Raw genomic sequence first — 15,236 nt, 5'->3', positions numbered from 1 at the left:
GTGTTCCCTTCTCAGTTGCGGTCGAGCAGGTCGACATAGCCGTCGAGCTGCCACAGGGGGTTAGGTGTGTCGCCGGTCGACGTGCGCACCTGGAATGAGCCGTTCACCTCCTTCGGTCCGTCTCCGTCGGCGATGTACCGACCGTCAGCCGTGACGTCGAGCTGATAGATCGCGGAGCCTGTCGCCGACGCGCCCGGCAGGCGCCAGGTCACGACGCAGCGCCAGTCGTTGCCGGGGCCGTGGTCCTGGACCCGCGATCCGCCCTTGTCGCACGCGGTGCTCGTGTCGAGCTGCGCCTCGGTGACCGAGGGACGATGCAGCTCCTGCGTCTGCAGCACGTAGAGATGCGCGAACGCGGTCGACAACGAGGTCTCGAGCTTGGCCTTCTCGACGCCGGTGCCGGTGCTGCCTGGGGAGGCGACGGCCAGGACGAGCGCGGTGGCGCCAGCCAGCGCCGCGAGCGGCAGGGCCGCGGCGACGAGCGTACGCCGGGTGGCTCCGTCGTTGGACAGATCCGTGAAGTCGCGACGTACGAACATCACATATGCGAGTCCCGTCGCAACTGCGGTCCAGAGCAGGCTGACGACGATGCCGATCAGCAGTGGCCCGGTCGAGGCGGGCTCGGTGAACAGCCCGCGCCAGGCCAGGAAGGCGTTGCTGGGCAGGGCGAGGCGGAGCGCGACCGGCACGGGCAGCAGGAGCGCCAGGTTCATCGCGAGAGCCAGGACGGCCGGCACCAGAAGGCCCATCGGGGAGCGGCCAAGCAGCACCGATCCGAGCAGGCCGATCGCGCCGAACGCCAGGGCGGGCGCCACCACACAAGCCCACGCGAGCAGCACGGTCCGCGCCGCTGCACCGGGCGTCAGGAGATGTCCGTCAAGGCCGACCAGCGGGTGGTTGCCGACAGCCGCCAGACCGCCGATCGCGCTCGAGGTCACCAAGCAGGCGATCAGCAGCAGCGTCACGGTCAGGCTGGCCAGCGCCTTGGCCACGAAGATCCGCCGAGGTGAGCGCACCGCGACCATCAGGTGCCGCCAGGTGCCCAGCCGGTCCTCGATCGCGAAGACGTCGCCCGCGACGAGCGACACGAGCAACGGCAGTCCCCAGCTGCAGGCGAAGGCGAGGACCACCAGTGAGCCGGCCCATCCGGTCGCGTTCATCCAGCGACCGAACACGGTGTCGGTCGGCAGCGAGCTCTGCTGGCTGATCACTGCGACGAAGGCGGCCGGCGCGAGGAGGCAGACCAGCAGCACGGCCCGGGTCCGGCCCTGGACGAGCAGCTTGACGAGCTCGAAGCGGTACGCGGGCATGAACGGTGCGGCCGGCGGAGCAACCGGCCGTGAGAGCGTGGCGCTCACAGCGGTGGCTCGGTATGGGTCAGCGCGAGGAACGCGGCCTCGAGCGGCGACATCACGGGAGTGAGCTCGCGGAGGGCGACACCGGCTCCGACGAGCCGGATGACCAGGTGATCGATCGCGAGCACCGGTCCGCGTACGACCAGCGTCTCCCCGGACTCGATGATCCTGAGACCAGGGGTGTCCGCCGCGACGACCGCGGCCTTCGCGGCGTCCGACGTGAGCACCCGGTAGTCGGTCTCGTCGCTCTCGGCGGCGAGCTTGGCCAGTGGTCCCGTGAACACCACCCGGCCGGTGGCCAGCAACGTGACGTCCGTGCAGAGCGCGGCCACGTCATCCATCCGGTGGCTGGAGAGCACGACTGCGACGCCGTCGTCGGACAGCGTGCGAATGACCTGGTGGACGTGTTGCTTGCCGGCCGGGTCCAGACCGTTGGACGGCTCGTCGAGGATCAGCAGCCGGGGGTTGGTGAGCAGCGCCGCCGCCAGGCCGAGGCGCTGCCGCATACCCAGTGAGAATCCACGAGCGCGGTTGTCCGCGACATCGCTCAGACCGACCTGCTCGAGGGCGTCGTCGACGGCGGATGCCTTGTACGTACCGCGCAGCGAGGCAAGAGCTGCGAGGTTCTGTCGGGCGGAGAGCGCCGGGTAGAGGCTCGGCCCGTCGACGAACCCGGCGACGCCCACCGGGACTTCGAGAGTGTGCCGCGTCGGCGACCCAAGGATCTCGAGGGCGCCGGCATCGGGACGTGCCAGGCCGAGCAGCAGACCGAGCAGCGTGGTCTTGCCTGCTCCGTTGGGCCCCACCAGGCCGTGCACCTGCCCGGCGGCGACGTCGAAATCGACTTCGTCGAGCGCGATCACCTGTCCGAACCATTTGCTGATCCCGCGAGCCCGAGCCACCGGGGTCGATCTCATAGCTACGTCCTTCCCGAGGAGAGAAACGCTAGGCAGCGCGGTTGTCCGGGACCGGTCCGACAGACGAACAATCGACGAACACGCGGGCGAAGCTGTGAGACGGGCAGTATGACGTTCGAGTCCTGATGTCTCGAACCCGTAGGGTGGGGGCCTATGAGTGACGCGCTTGACGAGGGTCCGTTCTTCCATGGCACCAAGGCCGATCTGCAGGTGGGAGACCTGCTGACAGCGGGCTTTCGGTCGAACTACCGCCCCGAGATCGTGATGAACCACATCTACTTCACGGCGCTGGTCGACGGCGCCGGCCTCGCCGCCGAGATCGCGGCCGGTGACGGAGAGCCTCGGGTGTATGCCGTCGAGCCGACGGGGTCGTTCGAGAACGATCCGAACGTGACCGACAAGAAGTTCCCCGGCAACCCGACGCGGTCCTATCGCAGTACCGAACCACTCGTGGTCCTCGGCGAGGTGCACGACTGGACCCGCCTGACCCCGGAGGCCCTTCAGGAGTGGCGCGACCGACTCGCCGCGATCCTCGCGGACGAACGCGGCGAGATCATCAACTGAGGCAGGCGACGGTGGTCAGGTCGTACCGCGTCTTTCCAGCTTCTCCTTGGCGAGCCAGGCCGCCAGCGTTCGCGCGTTGGCCCTCGTCGTCGAGGGGATCGCGTACGAATCCCCGCTCGAGGCGCGGGACGGCATCTCGATCAGACGGAGAATGAGTGGACGTGCCGCGAAGTCCTGTGCGTCAAAGGTCGGCGTCACGCGAATGATGACGTTGGCTTGCCGGGCAGTGCTCTGGAGCACCTCGACGTGCTGCACGGCGGACCATGGAATCGTCAGACGTCCCCAGCGCGCGATCTGGATGCCAAGAGCGTCGACCTGGACCGCCGGCTTGCTGCCGGTGACGAACTGGAAGTGGGGGACTAGTCCAAGGAACGCGAACATGATGAACACGACGAGTCCGATCACGACGCCAACAGGGTCGCCGCTGCGGAGGACCATCAGTCCTGTCACGACGAGGACTGCCGTGATCCCGACGAACGTGAGGAGGACCTTGAGCGGGCTGAGTGCGACCTCCACGCGTCCGCTCGTGCGCATGGCTGCGTCCCAGTCGGCCATCGCGTCGGTGTCCGCCGAGGCGATGCTGTCGTACGTGCGGACGGGACGACTCAGGTGGACCACGACAAGCAGCATGATCCCGAAGCTCAGCGCGCTCACGAGACCGCCGAGCACCTTGGCCCGCCATCGGCCGTCGTCGACGATGACGCCGAGGCCGACCAGGAACGCTGTCGCAATCACGAGCGCTCCGCCTGCCCAGAGCCTGGAAAAGCTCACCTTCGCACGGGGACGACGCCACCACGCCGTGCGCTGCTCATCCATGAGCGTGAGTATGACCGACGGTGCGCCTTGAGTCGTGCAGGCATACCGGATGAGCGGTAGATGGGGAGCTGCACCCGATGTCTGGGAGCGCGCTGGTTCCTAACGTCGGGGCATGACTTCGACCAGCCTGCCCGTGCTCGCGGGGATCGTCTCGACGGCGATCTTCGCCTGCAGCACCCTGCCCATGCTCACCAAGGCTCTGCGCACCCGCGACCTGGCCTCGTACAGCCTCGGCAACCTGGTGCTCGCGAACGCTGGCAACGCCGTCTATTCGGTGTACGTGCTCAGCCTGCCGGTCGGGCCGATCTGGCTCCTTCACGCGTTCAACCAGCTGAGCACGGCGTTCATGCTGGTCTGGTTCCTCCGCTTCGCACGCCCGACGGAAGGGTCAGACGAGGCCGAGCTCAGCAGCCTGGACCACGACTGCGCGCCGAGTCGGTAGTCCGATCTTCGCGAGGATCGCCGACACGTGGTGATCGGCGGTCTTGGGGGAGATGTACAGCCTTGACGCGATCTCCGCGTTCGAGAGTCCGCGCGCGACGAGCTTCGCCACCTCGAGCTGCCGGTTGGTGAGGCCGGCCGGGTTCGCCCTCGTGCTCTCGCGCGGCCGTTGGGGGACTGCTGCGTGACCCTCGGCGCGCATGACCACGCGGTGGCGGTCGGCAGTGCCGATGGCGCCGAGTCCGTCGAGCAGCCTGATCCCGCGCACTCGTTCCTCTGATCCAGCCGAGTCGGCCCACGACATCGCTTCGGCGAACGGATCTCCAGCCAGGTTCCACCACCGAGCGGCGTCGGCGTGGCGGCCTTCGAGGGCGAGCCGAAACGGCTCGGCAAGCTGATCGAGGGCATCGACTGGAAGCTCGAGCCGGCGCAGCCACACCGCCAGCTGCCCAGCGCCCCACGCCGCGCCCGGTTGAGCCGCGAGCGTGGGGAGCTGGTCGACAGCGAGTCCCGCCACTCGCTCATCGGTCCTTTCGGTCATCCAGGACACCTCGGCCAGGGCGGTCAGCACGCCGAGTCGCCGCAGTGGCTCGTCGATCCGGTCGGCGAGAGCCCAGATCTCGTCCAGTGCGTGGAGATCGACCTCCTCGCCGCGGCGCAGCGGCACCAGGACGTTGACCAGGTGCGGCCAGAGCTTGGCCAGTGGCATGCCTTCGCTGCTGAGGACCTCCTCGGCGTCCTCGAGGGCGGCGCTCCAGTGACCCTGGTGAAGGTGAAGTCGTGAGCGTACGGCGGTCTGCCAGTGCCGGCAGATCGGGATGTCCCGTTCGACGGTGAACGGGATTGAGAGCTGAAGCAGGTTCTCCGCGGCACGGAACCGGCCGTGCTCGACATCGAGGTTCGCGATCTGCGAGTAGCCGGTGGAGGCGAGCTCGTCCCAGCCGCCATCGCGCGCGGCGTCGATGTGGTCCAACAGGCTGGTCCGTGCACCGTCCTCCTCGCAGACCAGCTCGGTGGTGGCGTGGAAGAGTCCGCTCTTCAGTGACAGCAGACCGTCGTGGTGCTGGGCGGCGACCTGGGTCGATTCGGCGAAGAACTCTCGAGCTTGGTCGATCTCGGACCGCATCATCGCCAGATAGCCCTGCAGCGCCCGAGCGGTTCCGAGTGCAAGGCTGGCCGCTGGTGCCGCGGCGATCTCGGCGGCGCGGCCGGAGTACGTCTCGGCCTGATGGCGTCGAGCGCTGTAGTACTCATAGAGCGCGACCGCCTCGTGCGCGGCGGCGAGCCCGGCTGGGTCGTCTGCGCGCTCCCAGAGCGGGAACGTGGCGCGGACGTTGTCGATGGCCTCCACCAGCCTGCTGGTCATGTATTGCTGGTACGAGAGCTGGAGCAGCAGCGCGGCTCGTTCGCGCGGGTCCTGGGAGTCGAGATGCTCCAGCGCGGTGGCGAAGAAGGCCGCGGCCTCGGTGTGAGCGCCCGCCCGAGCAGCGTCTTCCGCGGCCATGCGGGCATACCGGGTCGCACGCGCTCCGTCGCGAGCGCCCACCGCGTGGTGGCTCAGCACCGCTGGATCGCGGGTCTCCACCTGCTCGAGCACGTCGAGCAACACGGCATGCAGCCGGGAGCTGCCGCCCGGCGGGATGGTGGTCTCGATCGCCTGTCGGGCGAGCTCGTGTCTGAAGACGATGCCGTCTCCCGTACGAGAGAGCAGCGACGTCGCGTCGAGCCGGCGAAGCGTCGGGAGGTCCACGCCGAGCAGCGGCAGCGCACGGTCGTCGAGACGGTCCGGCGCTGTGGCGATCAGTTGCAGCACCTCGAAGTCGTGCGAGGTGACGTCGGAGAGGTGCGCCAGGACGGCGTCGCGCACCGAGTTGGGCAGCGGGAGGTCCGGCTCCTTGGCGACCTCGGCGGCGAAGAACGGATTGCCGCCGGTGATCGCGTGCACCCGCGCGGGCTCGAGGTCAGTGTCCTCGAGCAGCCGGCCGACGCTCTCGACCGACAGGGGCTTGAGGGTCAGCTGCGTCAGTCCGTCGAGCGACGCGATGTCGCCGAGGAGGCGGCGGGCGGAGTGCCGCGGATCGATCTCGCGGTCGCGATAGCTCACGATCAGAGCCAGGGGCATCGACTCGATGCGGCGAGCGAGGAATCGCAGCACGTCGATCGACGCTGCATCGACCCAGTGCAGGTCCTCGACCACCAGCACGGTCGGCTCGGTCGAGAGCGCGGCGTAGACCTGCTCGCAGAGATCGGAGAGCAGCAGGTCCTCACGACGTTGAAGGCCCACCAGCTCGAGCTGGCGCAGGTCGCGGAAGGGTCCGAGCGGACGTGGCGTGTCCAGCGGGTCGCACTGCGTGCGCAGGACGCGCGCCGCGGTGGCGTCTGCGCAGAGCGCCTCGATCAGTGTCGACTTGCCGAAGCCGCTGTCCCCGGCAAGTGCGATGCCGGAGCCCTGTCCTTGCACGGCACCGTCCAGAGCGGCCCGCAAAGCCGCCAGCTCGTTCTCGCGTTCGAGCAGCTGCACCGCTTCAGTGTAGGTACGCGCCTCGAGGCTGCCAACCGATTTGCGCATAGTCACAATTCACTGCCAGAACGGCCAAGAACCGGCCCGGACCCGCTGTTCCGGGCCGGTCCTTGGGTGGCAACACCCGAGGTCGGGCGACGGCTCACGACACCGGCGCCGGCGCGGACTGGGGCCCGAACTCGTTGGCGACCTCGGTCACCTTGTTGGCCGGGAAGCCGCCGCGCCGGGCGTGCTCGAGGATCGTCTCGGCATCCTCGGCCTCGTGGACGCAGTAGATCTTGTCGCCCGCCACGTAGCTGTTGACCCACGTGTAGGGCACGCCGAGGGAGGCCACGGCCTCGTTCGACGTCTGGGCGATCCCGGCCAGCTGCTCGGTGGTCAGGTCGCCGGCGTTCTCGATCTCACGCTCGATGATGAATCTCTTCACTTCATGCTCCTTGTGTCGTTCGGCGACGGTGCCGCCGGGTGTCTCCAACACTCGCGGCGCGGCACGGCCCCGACATCGGGAGCAGCTCCCTACATTTCTCTTGACGTACGCAGGCCACTGCACAATAGTTAGGTGTATGCCTAAGTATCACGACCAGCTCGACGTCGTGCTCCGCGCTCTCGCGGATCCGACCCGTCGCGCAGTCGTGGAGCGGTTGGCAAAGTCCCCAGCCGTTGTGTCCGAGCTCGCGGCGCCGTTCTCGATGGCGTTGCCGTCGCTGATGCAGCACCTGCGAGTGCTCGAGGACGCCGGCGTGGTGACCTCGCAGAAGCACGGGCGCGTCCGAACCGTGAGTCTGCGACCCGGCGCTCTCGACGTGCTCCACCTGTGGCTCGGCGAGCAACGGACACCCGCAGAGCACCAGGCCGACAGGCTCGGCCTCCACCTGACCCGCACCACCCCGAAGGGAACCTGATGACCCGCATACGTATGGACCTGTTCACCTCGCTCGACGGCTACACGCCGGCCGACCAGACGGCTGAAGACCCGATGGGCGCCGACTGGGGACGCCTCACCGAGGCGTACGCGGCGACGCGTACGTTCCGCAAGAACGTCTTCGGCGACACCAGCGGCGAGGGCACGACCGGCGTCGACGAGCGGTACGCCGCCGCGTTCACGGACGGGGTCGGCGCCGAGATCATGGGCGCGGCCATGTTCGGCCTGCACTCGTTCCCCGACGACCCGGACTGGAAGGGCTGGTGGGGCGACACGCCACCGTTCGGCACCCCGGTCTACGTGCTCACCCACACCGCGCCGCGACCGTCGATCCCGATGGACGGCGGCACGACGTTCCACTTCCGCAACGCGGCGATCGCGGACGTTCTCGCCGAGGCGACCAACGCCGCCGGAGGACAGGACGTACGCGTCGGCGGGGGATACCGCACCGCGCGCGACTTCCTCCGCGCCGGCCTGGTCGACGATCTGCACCTCATGGTCGCCCCGATCTTCCTGGGCAAGGGCCACCGGCTCTGGGACGAGCTGGCCGGCATCGAGGCCACCCACACGGTGACTTCAGAAGTCGCCGAGAGCGGCACGATCCACGTGACCCTGAGCCGCGCATGACGATCGAACGCCGCCTCGCTCGCAGCGACTTCACCCTGACCCGCGACTACCCGGCTCCCGTCGAGCGCGTATGGGACGCCTTCGCGGACGAGGAGCAGAAGCTGAGCTGGTGGGGCGCTGGCGACGCCATCGAGCACCGCGCATGGGCGTTCGACTTCCGCGTCGGCGGGCGCGATGTCGCCGAGGGGAAGTTCCACGACGGACCCGTCTCGCGCTACGAGGCGACGTACACCGACATCGTCGAGCATTCCCGCATCGTCACGACGTACGACATGTGGATCGACGGGATCCACATGTCGACGTCGGTGGCGTCACTCGAGTTCGAGCCGATCGCGGACGGCACCCGGTTCACCCACATCGAGCACGGTGTCTTCTTCGACCAGTTCTGGGCCGACGGGCCGAACCGCGAGTCCGGCACCAGCGGCATCCTCGACGCCCTGGGCCGCTACCTGACCTAGGGTCCGCGATTGGCTACCCGGTCGGTCCGGAGTCCGGGACACCTGCGTAGTCGGGCAGCTCCGGGCCGCCGACCGCCCGCTCGACGAGGGCCATGAGGGCATCCACGTCGGGCTCGGGCGCCGGCGCGGCGTCAGGGTCGGCAGTGAGCATCTGGACGTGCATCCGACCGATCTCCTGGTTGTCCTCGACGTACGTACGCATGCGCTCCTCGTATCGGGCGAAGCCGACCTCGGGGTCCCAGCCTGCAGCGGCGAGCTCTCCGGCCAGCATGTACGCGCCGACCAGCGCCAGCCCGGTGCCCGCGCCGGACATCGGCGACGCGCTGAAGGCCGCGTCGCCGAGGAGGCCGACCCTGCCGCTGGACCAGTGGTCCATCACCACCTGCGCGACCTGGTCGAGATAGAAGTCCGGGGTGCTGTCGACGTGCGCGAGGATGCGCTCGGTCTCCCAGCCGACTCCGGCCATCTGCTCGCGCAGCAGCCGCTTCTGGCCCTCGACGTCGCGGTAGTCGACGTCGAACTCGGGGGAGGGGAACGAGAGCATGGCGATCGCCCGCTCGGCGTCGTGGACCGGTCGCAGGCCCGCGGAACGCCCTGCCTGGTGGTAGTCGATCATCCAGCGATCGAGCCCGAACTCGTTGGGAACGGTGTAGAACGCCAGCACGAGACCGAGGTGACGGACGAACTGCTCGCGCGGTCCGAAGACCATCCCTCGCAACGCCGAGTGCAGCCCGTCGGCACCGATGACCAGGTCGAATCGACGCTGGTCTCCGCCTGCGAAGGTGACGTCGACCCCGTCGGCGTCCTGGCTGAGCTCGGCGATCCGGTCGCCGAAGACGTACTCGACACCGTCGCGCGTGTCGTCGTAGAGGACCTGCGCGAAGTCTCCACGCAGGACCTCGATCTCCGAGATGTAGCCGTCGCCGTCGTTCTCCTCCGCGCGATGGGTGTCCAGGACCTTGCCGTCGGCGTCCACGACGTACGCGCCAGCGGTGTCGGTGCAGACCGCGCGGATCTCCGCGTCGAGGCCCATCCGGCGGATGACCTCCTTGGCCACGCCACGTGCGTCGACCGCCTGACCGCCCGGGCGCAGACCGGGGGACTGTTCGACGACCGTCACCTCGGCGCCTCGTCGGTGCAGCCAATGGGCCAGCGCCGGACCCGCGATGCTCGCTCCCGATACCAACACCCTGGTCTTGCTCATCGTGTCTCCTTCTCAACCGCGGCGAGGCGGTTCGGTGATCGTATGGCGGCTCGGTGGGCCGCCTTTCACAGACTCCACGAACGGGCGACGGCGAATACGACACTCGGCGCGCGACTGGGTGGTTCGACCGAATGCGACCTACCGAGGCTTTCGGACGGCCATGTAGGCCAGATGGGCGGTGGTCACGATCAGGGCGAAGCCGATGGCATAGAACCCCACGATCACCGGAACGAGGGGTGTCAGAGTGATCTGGTCTGGTTCGCCCGGCCCCGACCAGTCAAGGCGTGGATGGGCCGCAATCAGGAAAGCCATTGCGACCGCGATCGGCAAGGTGGCCACCCAGGCGAGCGTCGCCGCGTACGGTCCGCAACGGGCAGCTTGAGCGACGATCACGCCAAAGAGCAGAATCGCCGCGACGAGCGATCTGATGTCTTCATCATTGATCAGCAGGGCATAGGCGGCGACCACGGTCAGTACGTTGACCCCCACGAGAGCGAAGAAGGTCCGGGCGTAGGACGGCGTTGTCGTCGCGGTCTCAGCCACCGTGCCGCCTCTCGCTCGATAGCGACCGATGCTACCGCCGACTGCCGCTCGCAAGCGGCGAAATGAAGCCTTGCGAGCAGGTTGGAGACAATGGGCGCATGACCCAGCCGACACTCGAAACGTCGCGGCTCGTCTTGGCGCCCCTTGCTGATGAGCATCTGGAACTTGAGGTCGAGCTGGACTCAGATCCTGAGGTGATGCGTCACCTCGGTGGGTACGCCCGCTCCCGGGTCGAGACCGAGGAAGCACACAAGCGCCGACGGCGTGCCGGTCAGAAGGTCCCAGGATTGGGGTTCTGGGTCGGATTCGTTCACGGCGAATTCGTCGGCTGGTGGATCCTTCAGCCGCCCCGTGGGCCCGACCAGCCAGACGTCGACGGCGAGGCAGAGCTGGGCTACCGACTGCTGCGGAAGTTCTGGCGCCTCGGCTATGCGAGAGAGGGTGCGCGCGAACTCATTCGCTACGGGTTCGCCGAGGTCGGTTTGACCCGGATCTTCGCTCAGACCCTCGCCGTCAATCGTGCCTCACGGGCCACGATGACCAGTGCAGGGCTCACCTTTGCGCGGGAATTCGCCTCCAGCGAGTCGATTCCCGGCGCGGAGCACGGTGAAGTCGAGTACGAGATCACCCGGGACACGTACGAGAGCGTCCACGTCGCCGGTGGTACTCATTCCGGGAGGACGTGACCGTGGAGCACAGCCCGAAGTCCGGAACCCTTCTAGGGTCCGCCACCGCACGTGCAGCGGTGCCGTATGACCAGGTCAAGCAGCACATCAATGCATCAGATGCGCGTCGACTGATCGGCGTTGGCTCAGAACCATCGGTGATCGTGGGCGCTACGCCTGACGAATCAATGGTGTGGATGCATGGCGGGTTCTGGTATCAGGGAGAGTACGTCTTCGAATCGGCTGACGCGGCCCAGACGGCGGTCACGTACCGCATCCGCAATATTTCCGGGTTGCCCGATCGGTTCATCCGGGTGTGGCAACGTGCCCAACTGAGATCACAGCAGGACGTGGTGGATCGGTTCGCGGCTGGGCTGCCTGGTCGCGTCGAGTCTTGACCGAGGACGAAATGCGCTGGAGCCCCCCACAGGCCGGCCAACACGAGTCACCGTCGAATGACCCGCGTGAGCGTTCCGAGGGCCAGGAGCATGAGTACGGCGTCGATGACGGCGAGCCAGGAGATGTTGGCGACGTGAGCGATCGGGAACAGTGCGGCTCCCAGCGAGAGGAGCGCCGGCCACCACGCCGGCGTGCGCGTACGCAGCGCGAACGCTGCGACCAGGAAGGTCAATGGGAAGAAGAAGCCCAAAGTCTTGAAGACGTTTGCAGGACCGTTCGCGTCGAAGAGGTCATTCCCACCGAGAGCGACGTGAAGGGTGTTCTCACCGACGCCAGCGTTGCCAACGACTCCCAGGACGGCCACCACCAGGAGGATCGCCTGGGTTCGCCCGCTGGTCATGCTGACCAGCTTGATGGCGGCAATGCCGTACAGGGCTGCGGCAATGATGTGCATCGCGGCGGTGGGTCCGTCGTCCCACCCTCTGACTGCGTAGCTTGAGTCCACCGCGATGTACGCGAGCGGCGCGAGCAGGAGCGAGGCGTTGAGCAGCCGTTCGGTAAGCGCACTGTCGAGTGTTGGTGGTGTGGTCGTGCGAGTCGGTATGGACATGATGCGCCTTTCGGGTTCGGGTGTTGAGAGATCCAGCGTCCGATCCGGTCGCTGGTGCCCGCACCGGGGATTCCCCTGGAGACGGTCTACGCCGCACATTCCAGGGTTAACCCTGTGCGGCAGGGGCGCCCGCTGCGCCACGATGGACCGGTGAGCATCAACGAGCCCCAGGCACGAGATCTGCTGGTGCCGTTGCTGCTGTTGGGTGCTGTCGTCTCCTTGGTCTCGGCTGGACTCGCGCAGGGCTTCTGGTTGGCCAACGTGCACAACGGTCTGCTGGCGCTCGCGTTTGGTGGCGTGGCCGCATGGACGCTCTTGCTGCGGCCGAATCATCGCGAGGCACTGCTGTTCGGCGCCGCCGGAGTCTTGGAGGGAGTCCTCTTCCTGGGACGTCAGGTCGCCCACCAAGCGGTCGGCGACACCGATACGTGGTGGGGATGGATCGGGGTTTGGCCCTTGGCGCTGGTGCTGGCCGTCATCACGTGGGCGGTGCTGTGCTTCCCCGAGGGGCGTTTCCTGTCCGCGCGGTGGCGCTGGCTCGGTATCGCGATCATGACGATCGCCTTCTGCTGCTCGCTGCTGTCGGCGCTGTGGCCCGTGGAGTACGCCGCCGCTGGTATCGACCTGCCTCATCCCTTCCGGGTAGGAGGGCTGGGCGCCGCACGCGACATCTGGAACGTCACGGCCCACACGGCGTACGCGTTGTTCCAGGTGGCGTGGGTCGTGGGGGTCACCGCGCGTTGGCGCAGAGCGAACGGCGTTCTGCGTGATCAGCTTGCGCTGCTCGGGGCGGCCGTCGGACTCACAACCGTCGCATTGCTGGTCGGCCTGATGGTCTGGCATTCGCCTCGCCTTGGGCTGGTGATGACGCCGTTGGTTCCCGTGGCCGCGGGATGGATCATGATCCGTCTCAGCCTGACCCGCGTCATCGAGAAGACTCGCGCCTCCGGCGGACTTGCCGGCCTCTCGCCGCGAGAGAACGATGTCCTGGACCTCATCGCGCAGGGATTGTCGAACAAGGCAATTTCCGAACAGCTCCACTTGAGCATCAAGACCGTCGAACCGGTCGTCAGCTCGATCTTCACCAAGCTCCAGCTTCCGGCCGACGCAACGATCAATCGTCGCGTCCTGGCCGTGCTCGCCCTCCTCGGGGACTGACGCCCGAGGTCGGCGGCAAACCCAATCGAGCTCGCTAGCGGCGAAGGCGGCGCGAAAGCTGGGCCCCGCAACCCAGCAACCCGATCAGACGGTGGGCTTTCGCAGTCGCGCTGCCCTCCATGCAAAGCAGCAACATGACGCAGGTTCCGGCCCGCAGGAACGGCACGCGGTGGGTGAATGCGAGCGCCTTTGGCCGCCTGGTCTTCTGGTTGCGAGACTTTGCGGTGCAGCCCACCACACCGTTCGCGTCTTCGGCGCTTGCGCAGCCTACTTCTGTGAGTCGGCTCGGAGTCCGTCGAGGATGAGCGCGAGCATGCGGGGGGACCGATCTTCTGTTCCCGACGCGGCGCGCCAGAGGGCGCCAGTGAGCTGGAGAAAGTCGCCCGCGTCGGCGTCCATCCGAATCGTGCCGTCCTGCTTCCCGGCGTCGAAAAGCTCCGTGATGGCGGTGATCACAGGGCCGTACGTCTGTTCCGTGATCTCCTTGTGCGCGCTGGGGCTGAGAGCCTCGCCCAGTCCGTGCTTCTTGCGCATGGCTTCGACCAGGTCAGTCGTCCAGTGGCGCAGCGCCTCGAGCGGCGACTTCTCGGCAAGGAGGCCGGGAACGCTGCTGACGATCCGTTCGACCTCGTTCTGGTAGACGGCGAGGACCAGCGCCTCGCGGGTCGGGAAGTTGCGGTACAGGGTTCCCGCGCCGACGCCCGCGCGTTGGGCGATCTGGTTCATGGACGTCTCATCGTCCTCGGCGAATGCCTCGCGGGCAACGGCAAGCACACGTTCCCGGTTTTCGCGCGCATCTGATCGGACCATGGAGCCTCACCTTGTTATGTGGAGAGTTCTCCACTACGGTAAATGGAGAACTCTCCACATACCTTAGAGGAGCATCATGCACTACCGCAAACTTGGCACGACTGGCATGGACGTGTCGCCGATCGCAATCGGCGCAATGACGTATGGCGAGCCCGACCGTGGGCACCCTGTCTGGTCAATGGGCGAGGAAGAAGCGCGCCCACTCATCAAGTACGCACTCGACGCGGGGATCAACTTCTTCGACACCGCGAACATGTATTCCAACGGGTCGAGCGAGGAGATCCTGGGCCGCGCGCTCAAAGACTTCGCGAATCGCGATGACGTGGTGATCGCGACGAAGCTGCGCCATCCCATGCGGCCGGGACCGAACGGCCGAGGGCTGTCGCGCAAGGTGATCATGACCGAGGTCGAGCATTCGCTTGAGCGTCTCGGCACCGACTACATCGACCTCTATCAAGTGCACCGCAACGACCACGCAACCCCTCTCGAGGAGACCCTCGAAGCGCTGCACGACCTGGTGAAGGCCGGCAAGGTGCGCTACCTGGGCGCATCATCCATGCACGCGTGGGAGTTCGCCAGGGCGCTGCACCTGCAGAAGCAGAACGGCTGGGCCCGGTTCGTCTCCATGCAGGACCACTACAACCTGCTCGCGCGTGAGGAAGAGCGAGAGATGATCCCCCTCGCCCTTGATGAGGGCGTCGGCACCATTGTCTGGAGCCCGCTCGCCCGAGGTCGGCTCGCCCGTGCCTGGGACGAGGCGAGGTCAACCGCACGCTCCGAGAGCGACGGCGCGTACGCCGACCTGCTCTACTCGGCGGCTCACGAGGACGCGAACCACGCCATCATCGACGCCGTTGGTGACGTTGCCGACGCGCACGGCGTGAGCCGAGCGACGATCGCGCTCGCCTGGCTGCACCGTCAACCCGTCGTCACCGCGCCGCTGGTCGGCGCCGGCTCGGTGGAGCAGATCGATGAAGCGATTGCTTCGCTGGACGTCAACCTGACCGATGACGACCTGCAAGCGCTGGAATGGCCCTACACCCCGCGCTACGACTTCCAAGGCATCTCGGACGAGGCCGAGCTCGACGCGATCCGCGCCCGCATCCCGGGGATGGCCCTGTGAACTTTCGCGCGCAAGCAATCCTCAGACTGCGCCGGTTGCGGGGGAGGAGCAGCCAGCCCGGAGCATGTGGCGAACCGAGTCGCCGTGACTGGCACCGGTTCCG

At 67.4% G+C, this 15,236-nt stretch carries 18 protein-coding genes; 9 read left to right on the top strand and 9 right to left on the bottom strand.

Annotated elements, in window-relative coordinates; all coding sequences use genetic code 11:
• Positions 1-11: 11 nt before the first annotated feature.
• Complete coding sequence (locus tag ESP70_RS02215; RefSeq protein WP_246161754.1) at positions 12-1,358, bottom strand: ABC transporter permease; 1,347 nt, start codon at positions 1,356-1,358, stop codon at positions 12-14.
• Positions 1,355-2,272: an ABC transporter ATP-binding protein gene (locus tag ESP70_RS02210; RefSeq protein WP_149687737.1), complete on the bottom strand. Its 918-nt coding sequence runs from the start codon at positions 2,270-2,272 to the stop codon at positions 1,355-1,357. The genes ESP70_RS02215 and ESP70_RS02210 overlap by 4 nt, the downstream gene beginning before the upstream one ends.
• Positions 2,273-2,425: 153 nt before the next feature.
• On the opposite strand from ESP70_RS02210, the gene arr reads away from it, so the two are divergent.
• Entirely contained in the window at positions 2,426-2,836 is a 411-nt protein-coding gene (gene arr / locus ESP70_RS02205) for an NAD(+)--rifampin ADP-ribosyltransferase (protein ID WP_149687736.1), read from the top strand.
• A 15-nt stretch (positions 2,837-2,851) separates the two neighbouring features.
• Here arr and ESP70_RS02200 read toward each other — a convergent pair whose 3' ends face one another.
• Positions 2,852-3,652, bottom strand: a complete 801-nt coding sequence (locus tag ESP70_RS02200; RefSeq protein ID WP_149687735.1) for a hypothetical protein — start codon at positions 3,650-3,652, stop codon at positions 2,852-2,854.
• A 112-nt stretch (positions 3,653-3,764) separates the two neighbouring features.
• Between ESP70_RS02200 and ESP70_RS02195 the strand changes: the two genes are divergently transcribed.
• Positions 3,765-4,094, top strand: coding sequence for a hypothetical protein (locus ESP70_RS02195; RefSeq protein ID WP_149687734.1), 330 nt, complete (start codon positions 3,765-3,767; stop codon positions 4,092-4,094).
• Here the strand turns inward: ESP70_RS02195 and ESP70_RS02190 are convergent.
• Positions 4,041-6,614 (bottom strand): helix-turn-helix transcriptional regulator, encoded by a 2,574-nt coding sequence (locus tag ESP70_RS02190; protein WP_223148584.1) that lies wholly within the window; start codon positions 6,612-6,614, stop codon positions 4,041-4,043. The genes ESP70_RS02195 and ESP70_RS02190 overlap by 54 nt on opposite strands.
• Before the next feature lie 142 nt (positions 6,615-6,756).
• On the bottom strand, positions 6,757-7,041 hold the full coding sequence (locus ESP70_RS02185) for a DUF4242 domain-containing protein (RefSeq protein ID WP_149687732.1): 285 nt from the start codon (positions 7,039-7,041) through the stop codon (positions 6,757-6,759).
• 136 nt (positions 7,042-7,177) lie between these two features.
• Between ESP70_RS02185 and ESP70_RS02180 the strand changes: the two genes are divergently transcribed.
• From ESP70_RS02180 to ESP70_RS02170, 3 genes are read left to right on the top strand one after another with little or no spacing between them, the layout of a single operon-like run.
• The gene (locus ESP70_RS02180) at positions 7,178-7,516 is read left to right on the top strand and encodes an ArsR/SmtB family transcription factor (RefSeq protein ID WP_149687731.1); all 339 of its coding nucleotides are present in this window, start codon (positions 7,178-7,180) and stop codon (positions 7,514-7,516) included.
• Complete coding sequence (locus ESP70_RS02175) at positions 7,516-8,163, top strand: dihydrofolate reductase family protein (RefSeq protein WP_149687730.1); 648 nt, start codon at positions 7,516-7,518, stop codon at positions 8,161-8,163. Before ESP70_RS02180 ends, ESP70_RS02175 begins: the two co-directional genes overlap by 1 nt.
• Positions 8,160-8,621 (top strand): SRPBCC domain-containing protein, encoded by a 462-nt coding sequence (locus ESP70_RS02170; protein WP_149687729.1) that lies wholly within the window; start codon positions 8,160-8,162, stop codon positions 8,619-8,621. Before ESP70_RS02175 ends, ESP70_RS02170 begins: the two co-directional genes overlap by 4 nt.
• A 13-nt stretch (positions 8,622-8,634) precedes the next feature.
• On the opposite strand, the gene ESP70_RS02165 is transcribed toward ESP70_RS02170, so the two are convergent.
• Together ESP70_RS02165 and ESP70_RS02160 are read right to left on the bottom strand one after the other, a co-directional pair.
• Entirely contained in the window at positions 8,635-9,825 is a 1,191-nt protein-coding gene (locus tag ESP70_RS02165; RefSeq protein WP_188110438.1) for an FAD-dependent monooxygenase, read from the bottom strand.
• A gap of 138 nt (positions 9,826-9,963) precedes the next feature.
• On the bottom strand, positions 9,964-10,368 hold the full coding sequence (locus ESP70_RS02160; RefSeq protein ID WP_149687728.1) for a hypothetical protein: 405 nt from the start codon (positions 10,366-10,368) through the stop codon (positions 9,964-9,966).
• A gap of 98 nt (positions 10,369-10,466) precedes the next feature.
• On the opposite strand from ESP70_RS02160, the gene ESP70_RS02155 reads away from it, so the two are divergent.
• Positions 10,467-11,054: a GNAT family N-acetyltransferase gene (locus ESP70_RS02155; protein WP_149687727.1), complete on the top strand. Its 588-nt coding sequence runs from the start codon at positions 10,467-10,469 to the stop codon at positions 11,052-11,054.
• 2 nt (positions 11,055-11,056) lie between these two features.
• Positions 11,057-11,431, top strand: coding sequence for a hypothetical protein (locus tag ESP70_RS02150; RefSeq protein ID WP_149687726.1), 375 nt, complete (start codon positions 11,057-11,059; stop codon positions 11,429-11,431).
• A 47-nt stretch (positions 11,432-11,478) separates the two neighbouring features.
• On the opposite strand, the gene ESP70_RS02145 is transcribed toward ESP70_RS02150, so the two are convergent.
• Positions 11,479-12,042 carry a hypothetical protein gene (locus tag ESP70_RS02145; RefSeq protein WP_149687725.1) on the bottom strand — a complete coding sequence of 188 codons (564 nt, stop codon included), beginning with the start codon at positions 12,040-12,042 and terminating at the stop codon, positions 11,479-11,481.
• A 150-nt stretch (positions 12,043-12,192) separates the two neighbouring features.
• Here ESP70_RS02145 and ESP70_RS20350 point away from each other — a divergent pair, with 150 nt between their 5' ends.
• Positions 12,193-13,200 (top strand): helix-turn-helix transcriptional regulator, encoded by a 1,008-nt coding sequence (locus ESP70_RS20350; protein ID WP_246161753.1) that lies wholly within the window; start codon positions 12,193-12,195, stop codon positions 13,198-13,200.
• A 267-nt stretch (positions 13,201-13,467) separates the two neighbouring features.
• Here the strand turns inward: ESP70_RS20350 and ESP70_RS02135 are convergent, their stop codons facing one another.
• Positions 13,468-14,010 (bottom strand): TetR/AcrR family transcriptional regulator, encoded by a 543-nt coding sequence (locus ESP70_RS02135; RefSeq protein WP_149687724.1) that lies wholly within the window; start codon positions 14,008-14,010, stop codon positions 13,468-13,470.
• A gap of 76 nt (positions 14,011-14,086) precedes the next feature.
• Between ESP70_RS02135 and ESP70_RS02130 the strand changes: the two genes are divergently transcribed.
• Complete coding sequence (locus ESP70_RS02130; RefSeq protein ID WP_149687723.1) at positions 14,087-15,133, top strand: aldo/keto reductase; 1,047 nt, start codon at positions 14,087-14,089, stop codon at positions 15,131-15,133.
• Positions 15,134-15,236: the final 103 nt, after the last annotated feature.

The organism is Aeromicrobium ginsengisoli, from assembly GCF_004134905.2.
Classification (GTDB): Bacteria; Actinomycetota; Actinomycetes; order Propionibacteriales; family Nocardioidaceae; genus Aeromicrobium; species Aeromicrobium ginsengisoli.
This window is presented reverse-complemented; position numbering and strand designations above follow the sequence as displayed.